At 38.6% G+C, this 18014-nt stretch carries 18 protein-coding genes; 6 read left to right on the top strand and 12 right to left on the bottom strand.

What is annotated here, in order from left to right:
• The first annotated feature begins 2 nt into the window (after positions 1-2).
• Positions 3-686 carry an ABC transporter ATP-binding protein gene (locus MHB40_RS19565; protein ID WP_342441371.1) on the top strand — a complete coding sequence of 228 codons (684 nt, stop codon included), beginning with the start codon at positions 3-5 and terminating at the stop codon, positions 684-686.
• A 430-nt stretch (positions 687-1116) separates the two neighbouring features.
• Here MHB40_RS19565 and MHB40_RS19560 read toward each other — a convergent pair whose 3' ends face one another.
• From MHB40_RS19560 to MHB40_RS19545, 4 genes are read right to left on the bottom strand one after another with little or no spacing between them, the layout of a single operon-like run.
• Entirely contained in the window at positions 1117-2187 is a 1071-nt protein-coding gene (locus tag MHB40_RS19560) for a sulfate/molybdate ABC transporter ATP-binding protein (RefSeq protein ID WP_342533232.1), read from the bottom strand.
• Positions 2188-2202: 15 nt separating this feature from the next.
• Positions 2203-3078, bottom strand: a complete 876-nt coding sequence (gene cysW, locus MHB40_RS19555) for a sulfate ABC transporter permease subunit CysW (protein WP_342441370.1) — start codon at positions 3076-3078, stop codon at positions 2203-2205.
• A gap of 10 nt (positions 3079-3088) precedes the next feature.
• A complete protein-coding gene (gene cysT / locus MHB40_RS19550; protein WP_342533231.1) occupies positions 3089-3922 on the bottom strand; it encodes a sulfate ABC transporter permease subunit CysT in 834 nt (277 codons plus the stop codon).
• Positions 3923-3933: 11 nt separating this feature from the next.
• The gene (locus MHB40_RS19545; protein ID WP_342533230.1) at positions 3934-4986 is read right to left on the bottom strand and encodes a sulfate ABC transporter substrate-binding protein; all 1053 of its coding nucleotides are present in this window, start codon (positions 4984-4986) and stop codon (positions 3934-3936) included.
• 465 nt (positions 4987-5451) lie between these two features.
• Between MHB40_RS19545 and MHB40_RS19540 the strand changes: the two genes are divergently transcribed.
• The 4 genes from MHB40_RS19540 (at position 5452) to cysC (ending at position 9030) form a co-directional block, all read left to right on the top strand.
• The gene (locus MHB40_RS19540; protein ID WP_342533229.1) at positions 5452-6153 is read left to right on the top strand and encodes a phosphoadenylyl-sulfate reductase; all 702 of its coding nucleotides are present in this window, start codon (positions 5452-5454) and stop codon (positions 6151-6153) included.
• Positions 6154-6165: 12 nt separating this feature from the next.
• Complete coding sequence (locus MHB40_RS19535; protein WP_342533228.1) at positions 6166-7230, top strand: inorganic phosphate transporter; 1065 nt, start codon at positions 6166-6168, stop codon at positions 7228-7230.
• Between the two features lie 70 nt (positions 7231-7300).
• On the top strand, positions 7301-8440 hold the full coding sequence (sat, locus tag MHB40_RS19530; protein ID WP_342533227.1) for a sulfate adenylyltransferase: 1140 nt from the start codon (positions 7301-7303) through the stop codon (positions 8438-8440).
• A complete protein-coding gene (cysC, locus tag MHB40_RS19525; RefSeq protein WP_342533226.1) occupies positions 8437-9030 on the top strand; it encodes an adenylyl-sulfate kinase in 594 nt (197 codons plus the stop codon). The genes sat and cysC overlap by 4 nt, the downstream gene beginning before the upstream one ends.
• Positions 9031-9075: 45 nt before the next feature.
• On the opposite strand, the gene mnhG is transcribed toward cysC, so the two are convergent.
• Genes mnhG through MHB40_RS19490 form a run of 7 tightly spaced genes read right to left on the bottom strand, consistent with a single transcriptional unit; the run spans position 9076 to position 14831 of the window.
• On the bottom strand, positions 9076-9444 hold the full coding sequence (gene mnhG, locus MHB40_RS19520) for a monovalent cation/H(+) antiporter subunit G (RefSeq protein WP_205445197.1): 369 nt from the start codon (positions 9442-9444) through the stop codon (positions 9076-9078).
• A complete protein-coding gene (locus MHB40_RS19515; protein WP_004228375.1) occupies positions 9428-9709 on the bottom strand; it encodes a Na(+)/H(+) antiporter subunit F1 in 282 nt (93 codons plus the stop codon). Before MHB40_RS19515 ends, mnhG begins: the two co-directional genes overlap by 17 nt.
• On the bottom strand, positions 9706-10185 hold the full coding sequence (locus MHB40_RS19510) for a Na+/H+ antiporter subunit E (RefSeq protein ID WP_131522557.1): 480 nt from the start codon (positions 10183-10185) through the stop codon (positions 9706-9708). Before MHB40_RS19510 ends, MHB40_RS19515 begins: the two co-directional genes overlap by 4 nt.
• Positions 10186-10189: 4 nt before the next feature.
• A complete protein-coding gene (locus tag MHB40_RS19505) occupies positions 10190-11677 on the bottom strand; it encodes a Na+/H+ antiporter subunit D (RefSeq protein ID WP_342533225.1) in 1488 nt (495 codons plus the stop codon).
• A complete protein-coding gene (locus MHB40_RS19500) occupies positions 11670-12011 on the bottom strand; it encodes a Na(+)/H(+) antiporter subunit C (RefSeq protein WP_004228379.1) in 342 nt (113 codons plus the stop codon). The genes MHB40_RS19505 and MHB40_RS19500 overlap by 8 nt, the downstream gene beginning before the upstream one ends.
• The gene (locus tag MHB40_RS19495; RefSeq protein WP_004228380.1) at positions 12011-12433 is read right to left on the bottom strand and encodes a Na(+)/H(+) antiporter subunit B; all 423 of its coding nucleotides are present in this window, start codon (positions 12431-12433) and stop codon (positions 12011-12013) included. Before MHB40_RS19495 ends, MHB40_RS19500 begins: the two co-directional genes overlap by 1 nt.
• The gene (locus MHB40_RS19490; protein WP_342441364.1) at positions 12420-14831 is read right to left on the bottom strand and encodes a Na+/H+ antiporter subunit A; all 2412 of its coding nucleotides are present in this window, start codon (positions 14829-14831) and stop codon (positions 12420-12422) included. The genes MHB40_RS19495 and MHB40_RS19490 overlap by 14 nt, the downstream gene beginning before the upstream one ends.
• Before the next feature lie 155 nt (positions 14832-14986).
• Here MHB40_RS19490 and MHB40_RS19485 point away from each other — a divergent pair, with 155 nt between their 5' ends.
• A complete protein-coding gene (locus tag MHB40_RS19485) occupies positions 14987-15550 on the top strand; it encodes a DUF5366 family protein (RefSeq protein ID WP_342441363.1) in 564 nt (187 codons plus the stop codon).
• A 482-nt stretch (positions 15551-16032) separates the two neighbouring features.
• On the opposite strand, the gene MHB40_RS19480 is transcribed toward MHB40_RS19485, so the two are convergent.
• On the bottom strand, positions 16033-17883 hold the full coding sequence (locus MHB40_RS19480) for a transglycosylase domain-containing protein (protein WP_342441362.1): 1851 nt from the start codon (positions 17881-17883) through the stop codon (positions 16033-16035).
• Between the last annotated feature and the right edge of the window lie 131 nt (positions 17884-18014).

The following is an 18014-nucleotide window of genomic DNA, read 5'->3' as shown; positions in this document are numbered from 1 at the left end:
CTATGAATTTAATCGAACTAGCCCATATAAAAAAAACATATCAAGGACGGAATATTGAGTCAATCGTATTTCAATCTTTGGATTTAACGATTGATAAAGGAGACTTTATCGCTTTTTATGGAAGATCAGGTTCTGGAAAGAGCACATTGCTGAATATGATTGGACTTGTTGACCGACCAACATCAGGTGAGATTACTCTTGAGGGAAATAAAATTAATACATTAAGTGATGATAAATATGCCTTCATACGAAATAAATATGTGGGTTTTATCTTCCAAGATTTTAAATTGATTGAGGATATGACTGTCTTTGAGAATGTAGAGGTGCCAATGCTCTTTGCAAAAGAGAAACTTTCCAACATGGAACGTAGGACACGTATCACTGAATTATTAAAAAAACTTGGTCTCGAAGGAAAAGATACAGCTTTTCCTGATGAATTATCAGGGGGACAGAAACAAAGAGTAGCAATTGCAAGGGCGCTTGTTAATCAACCGAAATTACTTTTAGCCGATGAACCTACAGGTAACTTAGATAAGTCTTCTGCCGAAGATGTAATGAAAATGATCACTCAGATTCATAAAGAAAATGAGACGACAGTGGTTATCGCAACACATGATCCTCATGTAAAGGAATATGTCAACCGGGTTATTTATGTTGATGAAGGGTTTTTAAGAGAGGAAGAATAAGAATGTAGCTATTTTAGATGGACCAGGCACTACACCATAACTTGAGCTGACCCCTAAAAACTTTTTAAGTAGCCCTTCGAAACTCAACTGGAATTTTTCCGTTGAGTTTTATTTGTATTCGTTCATGATTGTAGTAGTGGATAGAGTTTACTAACGCTTTTTTGAATCTTTTATAGTTATGTGTGGAAATTTATGTAAAAAAACTTTCTGTCAGGGCATTGTTACATGCTTTGCTTGATTTCATAAGTTGCCAATAACTCTCTAAATCGTGGTATTTGATATAACCCTCCTTAATGCGAATGAATAATAAAGTGATGGGTAAAGCCCATAACGATTCCTCCTCCGATGTTTGTGTGGTAACTAACATGTTACACGAGGTCGTTATGGGCTTCTTTTATTTTAGAGGTGTTGCACTTAATATGACAATTCATTAAATGGAGTAATCCTCAGGAATAAACACCTTTAATTGTTTCGGCTTTACAAATACTTGGTCGCCCACTTTCAGTTGAAGAAGATGATATTGTTCTTTTGATAACTCGGCCTCTAAAAATTCATCAAGATCCTCACGGCGTAGCTCAATTTGGACGATAGGGCCTAGCAAATGAATATGGCTGATTTTAACAGGAACTGTACCTGAAATACTTGTTTTCTCAATCTGAATATCATGAGGACGTACATAGCCTATCGCATTGTCATCTGAATGTGTTAGGGCATCAGGTACATCAAGTGCAACTTCGCCATGCATGAGCTTACCATTATGTAAGCGACCCTTAAATAGATTGACATTGCCCAAGAAGTCATAGACAAATGGACTTTTTGGATTTGTATAGACCTCGTCTGGACTGCCAATTTGCTCGATTTTGCCATTGTTCATAACGACAATGCGATCTGCAACATCGAGAGCTTCCTCTTGGTCATGAGTGACAAAAATACTTGTAATATGAAATTCATCGTGCAACTTTCGGAGCCAGCGACGTAACTCCTTACGTACTTTTGCATCCAGAGCTCCAAACGGTTCATCTAGTAACAGTACCTTTGGCTCTACGGCAAGCGCTCTTGCCAGTGCTACACGTTGTCGCTGTCCACCTGAAAGCTGTGTTGGATACCGATCTGAGAAATTTTCAAGTTTCACAAGTCGCAATAATTCCATCACTTTATCTTTGATTTCTTGTTTTGAAGGTCTGCTTTTTTGAGGGCGTACCTTCAGCCCATAAGCTACGTTGTCAAAGACCGTCATATGACGAAAAAGCGCATAATGTTGAAAGACAAAGCCCACATTGCGTTCCTTTGGGTGTCGATCTGTTATGGATTGCCCATCAAATAAAATGTTGCCGACATCACTTGTTTCAAGCCCAGCAATCACACGTAACAAAGAGGTTTTTCCTGATCCAGAAGGGCCAAGCAGTGCTACTAGCTCCCCAGACTGAATATGTATGGATATATCCTCTAGTGCCTGAAAGGTACCATATTTTTTGGATACGTTTTGAATTTGTATACTCATTGAGACCATCTCCTTTTAACTAGATTTTGATTTCCAAGCAATAATGTCTTTCACAATTAATGTAAAGATGGCCATAACGCTCATTAAGGAAGCAACTGCAAAGGCTGCTGCAAATTGATACTCATTGTAGAGAATTTCAATATGAAGCGGCATCGTATTAGTCATGCCACGAATATGGCCGGATACAACAGAGACAGCTCCGAATTCTCCGATGGCTCGTGCATTACATAAAATCAAACCATAGAACAATCCCCATTTAATATTGGGTAATGTGACATACCAAAAGGTTTTAAAGCCACTTGCCCCTAATGAAATAGACGCTTCCTCCTCAGATGTGCCTTGGGTCTGCATCAGCGGTATTAATTCACGTGCAACAAAGGGCAATGTGACGAAAATTGTGGCAAGGACAATGCCAGGAAGTGCAAAAACAATTTTAATATCATGTGCAAACAACCACTCACCAAACAGTCCCTGTGAACCAAACAATAAAATAAACACTAAACCTGCGATAACAGGGGAAACGGCAAAAGGTAAATCTACCATGGTAAGTAATAGATTTTTCCCTTTAAAATTAAACTTTGTGAGTGCCCATGCAGCCATTACGCCAAAGATCGCATTGAGTGGTACAGTAATAGCTACGACGATTAATGTAAGCTTAATAGCAGCTAATGCATCTGGATGTGTAATCGCAGCAAAGTAAACGTCGGCTCCTTTTTGAAAGGCTGTAATAAAAATAGATACTAAAGGTAGTACGATAAAGAAAGCTAAAAAAGCTAAAGCAATAAATATTAACGTATAGCGAATAATACGAGGCTCCTGTAGGGCAGCAGACTGTGTGGCTGCTTTATTTTTTTCTGTACTAGCCTGCTGAATAAAAGTTGATTGTTCCATATAGTACCTCCTAATGTACAAACCGACGATTGGCTAGCCATTGTATCAAGTTAATAGTGAACAACAAGATAAAGGATGTCACAAGCATGACAACAGCTATCGCTGTTGCCCCCGCATAATCATATTGCTCAAGCTTTGTCATAATAATTAATGGGGTAATTTCCGTTTTCATCGGCATATTTCCTGCAATAAAAACAACGGAGCCATATTCACCTAAAGCACGAGCAAAGGCCAAGGAAAAGCCAGTTAAAATAGCTGGTACTAGCTCTGGTAAGATGACTTTACGAAAGGTTTGTAAACGATTAGCACCAAGGCTTGCCGAAGCTTCTTCGACCTCAGCACTAATATTTTGTAAGACAGGCTGGACCGTACGTACAACAAAGGGTAGCCCGATAAAGGTTAAAGCAATAATGATGCCAAGAGGTGTAAAGGCAATTTTAAAATCAAAAAATTGACCGATCCAACCATTTGGCGCATAGAGAGATGTTAAAGCAATACCAGCGACAGCAGTAGGTAATGCAAAGGGTAAGTCTACAAGCCCATCAATGATTCGTTTAAAGGGAAATGGATAGCGAACGAGTACCCATGCAATAATCGTACCGAAAATCACATTTAGTAAGCCTGCGATCAGCGCAGTGCTGAAGCTCACTTTATAGGAAGCAACAGCACGAGGATCTGTAATGATAGCGATAAATGCCGACCAGCTTAAGGACATGGTATGAATGAAAATCATCGAAAGTGGTAGTAACACTAGTAAACTAACGTATAGTATCGTATACCCAAGAGATAAATGAAAGCCTGGAATAATTCGACGCGATTTTTTAGGAATGATTAAACTACTCATCAAAACGCTCCTTATTGTGGTACGTATATTTCATCAAAGGTACCACCATCTTTAAAATGGGTTGCTTGTGCTTGTGCCCAGCCGCCGAAATCATCAATGGAAACAAGTTCAAGCTGAGGGAATTGCTCTTTATATTTTTCTAAAATCGTTTCATTACGTGGTCGATAATAATTTTTCGCCGCAATTTCTTGCCCAATATCACTATATAAATGCTGTAAGTAAGCTTCAGCGACTTCACGTGTCCCTTTTTTATCTACGATTTTGTCTACAACGGCAACTGGTGGCTCTGCTAAAATGCTTAATGAAGGCGTGATGATTTCAAACTCATCCTTACCTAATTCATTGAGAGAGAGGTATGCTTCATTCTCCCACGCAATTAAGACATCTCCAATTTTGCGTTCTACGAATGTTGTTGTTGCCCCACGAGCTCCAGAGTCAAGTACTTCGACATTGCTATAAAGTGATTTCATAAATTCTTTTATTTTTGTTTCATCATTGTTATATAACTTTCCGGCATATGCCCAAGCCGCTAAATAGTTCCAACGTGCACCACCAGATGTTTTGGGATTAGGCGTAATGACAGACACGTCGTCTTGAATCAGATCATCCCAATCTTGTATGTTTTTTGGATTCCCTTTGCGTACTAAAAAAACAATTGTCGATGTATAGGGAGTGGAATTATTATCAAACTCTGTTTGCCAATCTTTATTCAGCAGCTCGCGTGTTTGAGCAATTTCATCAATATCGTAAGCGAGTGCGAGGGTTACAACGTCGGCTTCAAGACCATCAATAACTGCACGTCCTTGTTTGCCAGATCCACCATGTGATTGATTAATTGTGACATCTTGGCCGGTTTCATCCTTCCAGTTCTTTATAAAATCTTTGTTGAACTCATCGTAAAGTTCGCGTGTTGGGTCATAGGAGACATTTAGTAGCTCTACAGACTTTTTGTCTTCTTGATCACTTCCTTTTTCATCCGAGCTGGCACTTCCACAGCCAGTTAAACTAAGCGTTAGAATAGTTAGTAATGCCAATGATTGGAGAACATAGCTCCTTTTTTTCATAATTAATTCGCCCCTTTTCTGTCTAAAGAATGCAAAAAGCCATCACCCACAATGAAATGACAACATGGGTAGATGGCCTTCAGATCCTCTGATCAGCGCTTTTTTATTTAGGTCAAAGCTTTAATAATACACTAAACATATATTTCCTATTAGTCAACAAGGAATTGAGAAAAAGATTATTTATTTCGAAAATTAATAAGGGTGTCCCTAGATACCACTCATCATATGCAACAAAGAACCGAAAAAAGTGGGTGTATGAAAAAGATATTCAAAAAACCTAGTTGACTGCTTGGTGTACACTAGTATATATTTGGTAATAAGAAGAATGATTGTGGTACGAGGTAGCAACTACTAGTGAACAATCATTATATAAAGAGCTGGCTAGTCAAACTAGAGGCGTTTTAACAAAGACCTGTTTTCCTGTGTCTTGTGTTAGAACGCCTTTTTTGCTATGAGGGGGATTCGATGTTAACTTACGAAAATTGGCAAGAACCGATCATTGATTTTCAGGTCGATGATTTGTATAAGGCTGCACTAGAGGTTTTACAGTGGAGCTATCAACAATATGGAGATGAAATCGTCTATGCATGTAGCTTTGGTATTGAGGGCATTGTCTTAATTGATCTCATTTCAAAGGTAAAGCCTAACGCTACGATTGTTTTTTTAGATACAGATGTACATTTTAAAGAAACATATGAAACCATTAATAAAGTCAAAGAAAAATATCCACAACTCAACATTGTCATGAAAAAGCCAGCCCTTACACTAGAGCAACAAGCTACACAACATGGTGACAAACTATGGAAATCTAACCCAAATAAATGCTGTGATATTCGTAAGATAAAGCCTTTGCACGAAGCCTTGTCAGGTAAAAAGGCTTGGATATCAGGCTTACGTCGTGAGCAATCACCAACACGTCAACAGACAAACTTTCTAAATCGTGACGATAAATTTAAATCGATTAAAGTTTGTCCTTTGATTCATTGGACTTGGAAGGATATTTGGCGCTATGTTTCAAAGCACAGTCTGCCATATAATCCGTTACATGATCAAGGCTATCCAAGTATCGGCTGTGAGCATTGTACGAAACCGGCATTTACGATGGAGGATTTACGTTCAGGTAGGTGGCAAGGTTCTGGTAAAACCGAGTGCGGGTTACATGAATAAAGGAGTTCTGCCATGCTTGAATATTTTGCAATAGCTATTAGTTTATTTTTTGCAATGAACATCGGGGCAAGCGGAGCAGCCGCCTCAATGGGTGTTGCTTATGGTGCAGGTGCCATCAAAAAAGCGTGGCAAGCATTGCTATTATGTGCGATAGGCGTCTACAGTGGAGCTGTATTAGGCGGAGGAGAAGTAGTCAAAACGATTAGCTCAGGCATTATGCCTCAGGAATATATTACGGTAAAAGTTGTCATCATTATCTTAATTTCTGCGACAAGTTCGTTATTTTTCGCCAATCTTTTAGGCATCCCCTTATCAACGAGTGAAGTAACAGTGGGTGCTGTCGTGGGTGTAGGAATTGCTTATAAAGTATTATTCGTCAATTCCCTGCTCGTCATCATATCATTTTGGGTGATTGTACCGCTTGTTGCCTTTGTCATTGCTCTTGTATGTGGAAAGCTATTATATAAATTACAAAACAGAGGACTGCTTAAAGATCGTCCGATTTTAACTGTTCTTCTCGTATTAGCTGGATTTTTCGAAGCATTTTCAGCGGGAATGAATAATGTTGCCAATGCAGTTGGACCGCTGGTAGGAGCAGGAATGATGGATGTGACAACGGGCATTGTGCTTGGCGGTGCATTTGTTGCAATAGGTGCTATGTTACTTGGTAAACGAGTGCTTGAAACAAACGGTAAAAAAATTGTGCGCTTTCAAAAGGCAGAAGGCATTCTCATTTCAAGTACAGGCGCACTGCTTGTTGGTGTAAGCTCCATCTTTGGGCTTCCAGTACCATTAACACAAGTAACTTCTTCTTCCATCATCGGGATGGGGATGGCGAAAAATGGTAAGCAAATTTTCCATCAGCATATTGTGAAAAAAATTATACGTATTTGGGTTGTATCACCTATCTTTTCATTAGTCATTTCTTATTTTTTAGTGCAGTTGTTTTTAGAAAAGGACCTTTATGCCATTATTTTGAATGGCAGTATTATCATAGGGACGCTAGGGGTTATTAGCCTGATGCGCATGATGCGTGAAGAAGAGCAAGCTATCTATGATGCAGGGGAAGGCATTTAAATTGAATCGTATCATCACTATATTTTAACTATAAAACTTAGTATTTAACTAGAATTAGGAGGAGATTTTAATGAGTTTACAACCACATGGTGGGCTACTTGTGCAGGCATTTTATCCAGAAAAAGAGATCACAACTATTCACAAGGAAATTGAGCTAGATGCGATTTCGTTGAGTGATTTGGAGCTAATCGCTGTAGGGGGCTATAGCCCAATCGAAGGCTTTTTAACACAAATAGACTATGAGTCGGTCGTGGAACAAAGTCTTTTAGCTTCAGGTATAGTATGGAGTATTCCGATTACATTACCTGTTACAAAAGAGAAAGCGGCCACTTTACAGCCTGGTGACGAGGTGAAATTAGTTTATGATAATGAAGTTTATGGCGTTATTGAAGTAGCCGATATTTATGAACCGAATAAACGAAAAGAGGCTTTGCTTGTATATGGGACAGAGGATTTAGCACATCCGGGCGTTCAAAAGCTCTTTGATCGTCCTGCCATTTATGTCGGAGGAAAAATTACATTAATTAAACGTCTTGCACAAAAGTTTCCTGCGTATTCATTTGACCCAGTGGAAACGCGCCAATTATTTGCTGACAAGGGATGGAAAACCATTGTCGGTTTCCAAACACGTAATCCAGTCCATAGAGCGCATGAATATATTCAAAAGGCAGCACTTGAAACAATTGATGGGTTATTTTTAAATCCACTTGTCGGTGAAACAAAGTCAGATGATGTATCAGCGGCTATACGTATGGAGAGCTATGAGGTTTTATTGAAAAACTATTATCCTGAAAGCCGTGTACAATTAGGTATTTTCCCAGCCGCAATGCGGTATGCAGGACCAAAAGAAGCTATTTTCCATGCCCTTGTTAGAAAAAATTATGGGTGTACCCATTTTATTGTAGGCCGTGATCATGCAGGGGTTGGTGATTATTACGGCACATACGATGCACAAAAGATTTTTGAACAGTTTACTGAAGATGAATTAGGAATTGTCCCACTAAAATTTGAGCATAGCTTTTATTGTCAGCAATGTGAAGGCATGGCTACGACAAAAACGTGTCCACATGATAGCTCTGCCCATGTCATTCTATCAGGAACGAAGGTACGAGAGATGCTACGAAATGGCGAAGTACCACCAAGTACATTCAGTCGTAAAGAAGTCGTAGACATTTTAATTAAAGGTATGAGTAAGGAGGTAGTGAAATGAGTTCAAACATTGTTTGGCATGAAGCCTCCATTACAAAAGAGGAACGCCGTTCAAAAAATAAACATCAAAGCTTTATTTTATGGTTTACGGGTTTATCGGCTTCAGGGAAATCATCCGTGGCCAATGCCTTTGCCCGTCGATTATTTGAAAGGAGCAATCAAGCCTTCGTATTAGATGGTGATAATGTGCGCCATGGCTTGAATAGTGACTTAGGATTCGATGAGGCAGGGCGCAAAGAAAATATTCGTCGAATAGGTGAAGTTTCTAAGCTATTTATAGAAAGCGGTCAAATTGTGCTAACAGCTTTTATTTCGCCTTATCGGGAAGATCGTCAGGTAGTCCGTGAGCTTGTAGAGGATGGCGAATTTTTAGAGGTCTATGTAAAGTGTTCAGTAGAAACATGTGAAAAAAGAGATCCAAAAGGTTTGTATAAAAAAGCAAGGAATGCAGAAATTACTAATTTCACAGGGATTAGTGCTCCATACGAAGAACCAATCAACCCAGAAATTATTTTGGATACCGAACAGCATTCTATTGAAGAATGTGTGGAACAGCTGACGCATATTTTAACTGACAAGGGATATATTTAATAAAAAAATCTGCTCGATATTATTAATCGGGCAGATTTTTACTGTTTATTTTACACCTTGTTCCTTTTTCATTCTGTCAATTTCAGGACCTAATTCATCACGTACTGTTCCTTTCCATGGCTTAACACCGGCTATATAGGAAGAACGTGTCATAATGTGTCCTCCAACAGGACCAGTGATGAAAAGGAATAATATCCCTAATAAAATACGAGGGTTGAAATGATCTTCAATTAGCCAAAAGTGAAAGAATACACCGATCAGCACACACATGACGCCAAGTGTTGCACTTTTTGAAGCAGCATGGGCACGTGTATACAAATCAGGTAAGCGGACAAGTCCAATAGCTGTCACGACAATAAAGAGTACTCCAACAGTAATGAAAAAGATAACTAAACTATTAGCGAGAATTATCACGTTTAATGATATCTCCTTTCTCTATGAATTTAGAGAAAGCCATCGTACCGATAAACGATAAGATTGCTAGCAATAAAATGATTTCAAGAAAGAAGCTTGTTTCCACTAAAATCGAAAATAGTCCGATGAGGGAAATGAGTGAAACACCAAGTGAATCCAAAGCTACAACACGGTCAGATGCGGAAGGACCTTTTACCATTCGATAAATGACCGCTATCATCGATAAGCAAATCACTACGATTACAGCAATAATAAATGTTGTCATGATTTACTCACCTCCAAAATTGCTTTTTCAAATGAATCTCGAATGGAAGCAATGGCTTCATCCACATCGTTAATATCAATTGCATGTACATACAGTGTTTTCGCATCATCCGAAACATGCACTACGACTGTTCCTGGTGTTAACGTAATAAGACTCGATAATAACGTGATTTCCCAGTCTTGCGTTAAAACAGTTGGATAAGCAAAAAAGGCAGGTTGCATGTCCAGCTTAGGCTTTAACACTACTTTTAACACTTGAACATTTGCTAAAATTAACTCTTTAAAGAACAACAACGTTAATTTTAGAAGGGCCCATAATCGATAGACATAAAGACGAGACTTGAAAAACCTCCGCATGAGAATAAGTAAAAGTATTCCCATAATGAATCCAATGATAAAACCAGTTGCTGTGTAATTAGAGGAAAGGAACATCCAGACGAAGGCAAGTACAAAATTTAAAATCATTTGAAATGCCATAGTGCTAATCCTCCTTCATTACAGCATCTATATAGATAGATGGATCATTTAATAGTTTTGCTGCATCATCCATAAATGGCGTAATCCATTCGGAACCCACACCATAGGCTACAGTAATAAGTACTAACAAGGCAGCCGGCATAAACAGCATCTTATAGATAGATTTGTCGACTGTACCTTGTGTTTCTTTTTCCTCACCCCAAAAGGCATAGAGGAAAATACGGATCACGGACAATAGGACAAGCAGTGAAGATGCTAAAATGAAAATACTACTCCACATACTTCCAGCCTCAAAGCCCCCCTGTACAATTAACAGCTTTCCAACAAATCCGCTAAGTGGTGGAATTCCAGCTAAGCCAAAAGCTGCGATTAAATAACACCAACCAAGTGCAGGGTATTTTTTCATGAGTCCACCCATCTTACGCAAATCCGATGTACCCGTAATATAGATGACAATGCCGATTAGCATAAAGAGCGCGGCCTTAATCAGCATATCGTGAATTAAATAAAACATAGCACCTTTTAATGAAGTCTCATTCATTTGAGAGACACCAAATAAAATGACACCAACTGCAATGACAATGTTATAGATAATAATGAGTTTTACATCAAAATAAGCGAGTGCTCCAATGCATCCAGCTACAATTGTTGCAATAGCTAATGCCATTAGTAAGTTGTGCGTATAGGACAAATCATGTACAAAAAATAGTGTATAGGTACGTGTAATGGCATATACCCCAACCTTTGTAAGCAGAGCGCCAAATAATGCTAAGACAGGAATAGGCGCTGCCGCGTACGAAGTAGGAAGCCAAAAATATAATGGGAAAATGGCCGCTTTTAGTCCAAATACCATTAAAAATAGTACGGCAATAACAGTAATAATTCCTGGTTGATTAATCTCAGCAATTTTCACCGCAATATCGGCCATGTTTAATGTCCCTACAACAGAATATAAATAGGCAACGGTAATAACAAATAAGGCCGAAGAAATAACATTAATTAAAATATATTTAATAGACCCTTTCAGTTGCCCCTTCTCACCACCTAAAACGATAAGTAGATAGGAAGCCATTAACAATACTTCGAAGAAAACAAATAAGTTAAAAATATCGCCTGTTGTAAAGGCTCCATTGACCCCAGTTAAAATAAACATAATACCTGGGTAATAAAAGAAGCGTTCACGCTCCTTCGTAATGGAACCAAAGCCATACCAAACAACAAATAGCGCAATCAGCAATGTTGTTGTAACGAGCAATGCAGATACCATATCAGATACCATTGTAATACCGTATGGAACGGGCCAGTTTCCAAATGTGACCTTTTGAATACCATCTTGTTTCACTTTTAAAAGAAGTGAAAGGGCAGAGAAGAGGGCTAGTCCAATTCCAAATAATGAAAATGATCGTTGATAGGTTAGATTTTTTTGTCCAAACATTAAAATCATACCGAAGAAAAATGGGATGATAATCGGTAGTAGCAGGAAGTTATTCATCCTCATCACTTCCTCTCATTAAGCTAATATCATCCGTGTTAAGCTCCTGATAGGAACGATAGGCAAGTACAAGGAAGAATGCTGTTACCCCAAAGCTTATAACAATCGCAGTTAAAATAAGTGCTTGGGGTAAAGGATCAGCAAACGTTTTGGCTCCTTCGTTTAAGACGGGTGGAGCTTCGCCACCAAGACCACCCATCGTTAAGATCAGTAGATGAGCACCATGACTTAACAGACCTGTTCCAATAATAATGCGCAATAAACTTTTCGATAAGATTAAATAGACCGCTGCCATAAAGAGAAAGCCGATCACAAAGGCCATAATTATTTCCATTATTCATCCTCCCCAATCGTTTGAATAATGGTCATCGTAACACCGACAACAACCAAATAGACACCGCTATCAAAAAGCATAGCCGTGTGTAATGACTGTTTGCCTAGAAGCGGTAAATCGAAATAATCAAAGAAATGTGTGAAAAACGGTTTGCCCACAAACATTGGGTATGCCGCAGTAGCAAGGGCTAATAGTAAGCCAATGGCTGTTAAATACGTGTAATTAATAGGTAGAATATGACGGACTGTGTTGATATCATAGGCTAACACTAAAAGAACAAGTGCACTTGATGTTAACAGACCCCCAACAAAGCCTCCACCAGGCGTATAGTGACCAGCTAAAAAAATATGAATGGAGAAGAAGAAAATAATGAAAAATACAATTTTAGCTGTAAATTGTATGATCACATCATTTGTTTTCATGAGTGTTCTCCTTTCTATTCATACGTAACTTAATCATAGCTAAGATGGCCATGCCAGCTATGCCGAGTACTGTAATTTCAAATAATGTATCGAAACCACGATAGTCTACTAAAATTACGTTTACAATATTTCCGCCACCAGCTAATGAATACACGGTTTCCTCGTAATACTTAGCAATAGAAGGAATTAGTTTTTGGGAATGAGCTGATAGGGCAACAAGAGTTACCATCACACCAACTGCAATCGAAACAACGGCACGATTTAACTGGAATCTCATTCGCTCCTCGCGTTTACCAAGCTTAGGTAGATGGTAAAATGCTAATAAAAATAGTGCTACTGAAATCGTTTCAATAACGAGCTGTGTCAGCGCTAGATCAGGTGCGTTAAAAATGACAAAGAATAAGGCTACAGTATAGCCTACAGTACCAAGCCCAATAATGGCCGTTAAACGTGACTTGGCCAAAATGGTGATGGCAGTACCAATTAGTAAAACGACGATCAAGATTATTTCGTATAGATTTATTGGTGAGGCTCCTTGGAATGAAATGCTAAAAGCATCTTTCATGAAAAGAGAGCCGATAACAATTACCGTAATTCCACTAAACATGTAGAGTAAATAGTGACGCATAGAGCCTGTCATATAGCGTCGAGATAAACGATTTAAGCCAACGTCTAAACCCTGCATGATTTTGTCATAGGCATTGTTTAATGTTAAGGCTTGCGGGAATCGCTGATACATCCCTTGCCATTTTGGTAAGGCGACAAATAACAATACCCCAACAATGATAATTCCAATAGTCATCAGTAGCTCAGGGGTGATGCCATGCCAAGCAGATACATGAATATCCACTGCTTGAGGTGTATCATACAAAAATGGCTGAATCGCTTGGACAGCTGGTTTTACAAAGGTATTGCCAATAAAGTTAGGGATAAAGAAGATTGTCACAACTAAAGCCGCTAAAAGTATTGGAGAAATTAGCATGCCAATCGGTGCCTCATGTGGTTTATGAGGTAACTGCTCAGGTTTGTAATTTCCATTAAATGTTCGGAAAACAAAATAAAAACTATAGATAAAGGTGAAAATACTAGCAATCCAAGCAACAATAGGGAAGAGTGCTCCCCATGTTTCAAAGCCGAAAAATTCAAACTTTTGAAGGGCAAGCATGGCTGTTAAAAACATCTCTTTACTTAAGAAGCCATTAAATGGTGGAAGACCAGCCATTGATAAGCTTCCTATTGCAGCCACAGTAAAACTAATTGGCATGATACTCATTAATCCGCCAAGTTTACGAATATCTCGAGTTCCTGTTTCATGATCAACAATGCCTGCAATCATGAAAAGACTGCCTTTAAATGTAGCATGATTGATAAGGTGGAAAATGGCAGCAAATGCAGCAAATTTAATGGTATCGACTGAGCCATTTGTATGAAAAGCAACAGCGCTTGCGCCGAGTAGTGACATAATAAGACCAAGCTGACTGACTGTAGAGAATGCTAGGATACCTTTTAAATCTGTTTGCTTCACTGCAAAGAAGGAACCCCAGAATAAAGTTAAGATACCTACACCTGTTACAAGCCACACCCAAAGCTCAGAGGCTGCAAATATCGGCGTAAATCGTGCAACTAAATAGATACCTGCTTTGACCATTGTTGCCGAGTGAAGGTATGCACTTACTGGTGTTGGCGCTTCCATGGCATCTGGTAACCAAATGTAAAATGGGAATTGCGCGGATTTTGTAAATGCGCCCAAGAGTATTAGGATAAGTGACCAAGTGAATAAAGGTTGATCTACTAAATTAGGTGCCATGACAATCAATTCTCGAATGGAATAGGTCCCTCCCATTAAATAAAGCAGAACAAAGCCACCTAGCATCATTAAGCCGCCGCCAACTGTGATCATCATAGACTTTAATGCACCGAAGCGTGAGGCATCCCGATTATACCAATAGCCGATGAGTAAAAATGATGATATGGACGTTAGCTCCCAAAAGAAATAGAGTGTAATTAAATGATCAGACTGTACTACTCCCAGCATGGCTGACATAAATAACAGTAAGTAAACATAAAAGTTATGTAATTTTTCTTTATGTTTATCTAAGTAAAAAATGGAGTAAAGCACAACTAACGAGCCAATTCCAGTAATGAGTAATGAGAATAATAAGCTGAGTCCATCTAAATATGAGATGATGGAAATATCAAGCGATGGAATCCAAGGGAGCTCTGCAGTAAATACTTCCCCCTTAGCCACTTGAGCAATATATGTTGCATAAATAATCGCAAGCGTAGCAGGTACAGCAAGAACAAACCAACCTGTGTGAATATTTTTCATGCGTTTATATAATAATGGCACTAATATTGCAACAAGCATTGGAATAAAAATATAAAGTACTTGTAACAAAAAAACCCTCCTTTATGCAGGTAAGTATCCCAATTATAACGTACTTTAATTGAGGATGCATATGTACTATTGGGATTTAGCTTGCGGTCGTTAGAGAATTTTCGTTATATTATAAATAGGAAGTTATCAATAAAAATAGAGGAAAAAAATTTTTTATGAGGAACCCATATATCTATGGTTATCTACCATTAATTACAATTTTATTGTTTAGTTTGACATTTGGTATGTATGCTGTTGGTAAATCATTACAGATTTTTCAAGCCATCGGTGTGTATTCAGGTATGCGAGAGTTTTTATCTGATTTTGAATTACGTGTATTTTTACTCATTGTTTTTGCCATTGTTTTTTTTATGTTATTTTCGGCTCTTAAACTTGTAGGGGAAACCATTCATGAAGTAGGGATGCTGTTTTTTTCAAAGGATAACGAAGGAGCCACTGTAAGTCAGGCTCGTGGCGGCTATATAATCTTATTTGTAGGTGCCATGTGTTCCGCATTTGCCATCCAATTTATTTATGTTTTAATTGGTATTTTTGTGATAACGATATTTGCCTACTTTATTTATCTGATTTATAAAATGAGTCATTTTATATCAATGGGCGGCACAATTGGTCTATTAATCTTTGAGCTATTTATGTGGACGATTCTTTTAACGCTTGTTATTTATGTTGTGTTGAAACTATACAATGGTATTTTGGCAAGTTTGCCGTTTGCAAATTAATACATACTATTAAAAAGGTGATGTCAACAACGGCAGAAAAAGCAAGTTTGAAAGGCGAGAGGTTGATTTCCGTTCCACCAGCGTCCTTTCCAGAGGGCGTCAGCTGAACCGCTTCACTCACTAACGTTGGTTCCAGGGCCCCATCTGTGACGCTGTTTCCACTCCAATTAACCATTCTGCAAAAGTGTTTTTTCCTTTTCTTTCATACTAACAGTAGTGAAAAATGTGGAGAAGTGATTCGTGACATCACCTCTCCATAAAATGAGTAGTGAATATCTTCACTTTATTTGAAAACCTTTGCTAAATTTGTGGGGAGGAGTGGAGCGGTAGCGGAGGAAGCGGCTCGGCGCTCGCCCACAGGAAAGCAAGTAGCCTGCAACGGAAACCATTTTCACCTTTCACAAAAATTCTATTGATGGTTTTGTTTTTCAACACTATGAAAAGGTAGTAGTCTCAGCGACTACTACCTTTTAGTTGTTTCACTACTCAAGCAAAACATTAAATAATTGATGGTGGATTTTGTATTCCTCTAATTGCTGCATCGACTGAGGTTTATCATATCCTAGCCAAACGGCGGCAGTATAATCATCATTGAGCCCCGCAAGCCAGTAGTCTCGATAGTCATTCGTTGTCCCTGTTTTTGCACCAACGTAGCTGCTGTTACTATAGACACCTTGACCCGTACCGTTTGCTACAACATCTGCAAGGAGTTCACGCATGTATTTTACTGTTTTAGGAGACCAGATCTGATCACGCTGTGTATCCCAACTATAAAGCTCTGTTCCATCTAAAGCTGTAACTTTTCGTATACTATGTGCAAGAACATAAGAGCCATCAATAAAGCTTGTATAAGCATCTGCTAGTTCTAATGCTGTCACACCATAGGTTAATCCTCCTAATGATGCTGCATAGTTATGATCTTTCTCTACAATGGAGCGGAAGTGAAAGCGATTAAGGTAGTCAAAGGCTGTTTCAACGCCAACTGTTTGAAAGAGACGCAGTGCAGATGTATTATAGCTGTGTCGAAAAGCAGTACGAATAGTAACATCACCATACGTATAGCCTCCATAGTTTTGGGGGCAAAAGGAGCCCACACAATAACGACCACCATTGACAATCGAATCAGGTGTATGGGATGTCGTTTCGAAAAATGGTGCATAGACTGCCAGTGGCTTAAAGGCAGACCCTGGCTGCCGTGTTCCTTGGAATGCACGATGAAAATCAAATTTTTCATAGTTCTTTCCTGCATACAGACTGACTATTTCTCTTGATTGGTTTTCAATGACCGCACCTGCTGCTTGCAATGGGCTAGCCTCAAGAATAGCTGACATTTTTTCCTCATCATGCTGCTGTTTAGTTGGATCAAGCGTCGTTTGAATGATGAGTCCATTTTGAAATAATGTATGAAGTCGATTATCTAATTGTACTTTAATGTTTTTCTTCTCTTCCTCATTAACTGTAATGCTTAGTCGATCCGCATAACCTTCTTTTTCTGCAACTAGCCATTTTAGCTCTTGAAGAACATAAGTGCTATACATTGGATAACTTTGAATTTTATCTTTCACATTTAATGTAATGGGAGTAGCCTTATTTTTTTTTGCCTCTTCCTCTGTAATCGCCCCATTTGCTGCAAGGGTATCTAACAATCGTTCCTGCCTCGCTTTAGTTTGATCAAAATTTTTTAAAGGATTGTAAAGGGAGGGGTTATTTGGGATAGCAGCAATGAAAGCTATTTCAGCAATAGATAATTCTTGGAGTGGCTTTTGAAAATAATAAGTGGCTGCTCCGCCAATGCCATAAACTTGATTGCTAAAATAGGATTCATTCAGGTACATTGTTAAAATGGCATCTTTATCAAATTCTTTTTCTAATTCATATGCATAAAAAAGCTCTGTCAATTTCCGTTCATATGTTTTTTCCTCAGATAAATAACGCATTCGAACAAGCTGTTGTGTGATGGTACTACCACCTTGAGAGGTGGTGTTACTATTTGAATTAGCTACAACCGCACGAATAATCGCACTTAAATCAAAGCCGATATGCTCATAAAAATCAGCATCCTCACTTGTGATGAATATTTCCTGGGCAATTTGTGGAATTTCTTGTAAACTTAGTGGCTGCCGCCATTCGACATATTCCTCACTAAATGTTTGCCCATTTCGATCAATAAGGGTAACAGGTAGCTGGGCCTCTACCTCAGGTAAATGTATAGCATTTGTCATTTGTTCCTCATGTGCTTGTGCTATATTGATTTCTGTTTTAATGTTTGTGCTAATCCACCATAAAGCAGGAAGGGATAGAACGATAATAAAAAAACCAAAAGCCTTTTTCATGTGTGCCTCCACTCTTTCTATAAATCCTTCATCAGAATAACATATTTTGGATTGATTCCAAATACTCGCTCGGACCTATTTACTTCGTTTTAAAAATGAATAGTAAAAGTGCAAAAATCGTCAATACTTTG

The sequence above is a fragment of the Lysinibacillus sp. FSL K6-0057 genome (assembly GCF_038630885.1).
Classification (GTDB): Bacteria; Bacillota; Bacilli; order Bacillales_A; family Planococcaceae; genus Lysinibacillus; species Lysinibacillus fusiformis_F.
The sequence above is the reverse complement of the archived record's forward strand: the minus strand, read 5'-3'. Positions and strand labels throughout refer to the sequence as shown.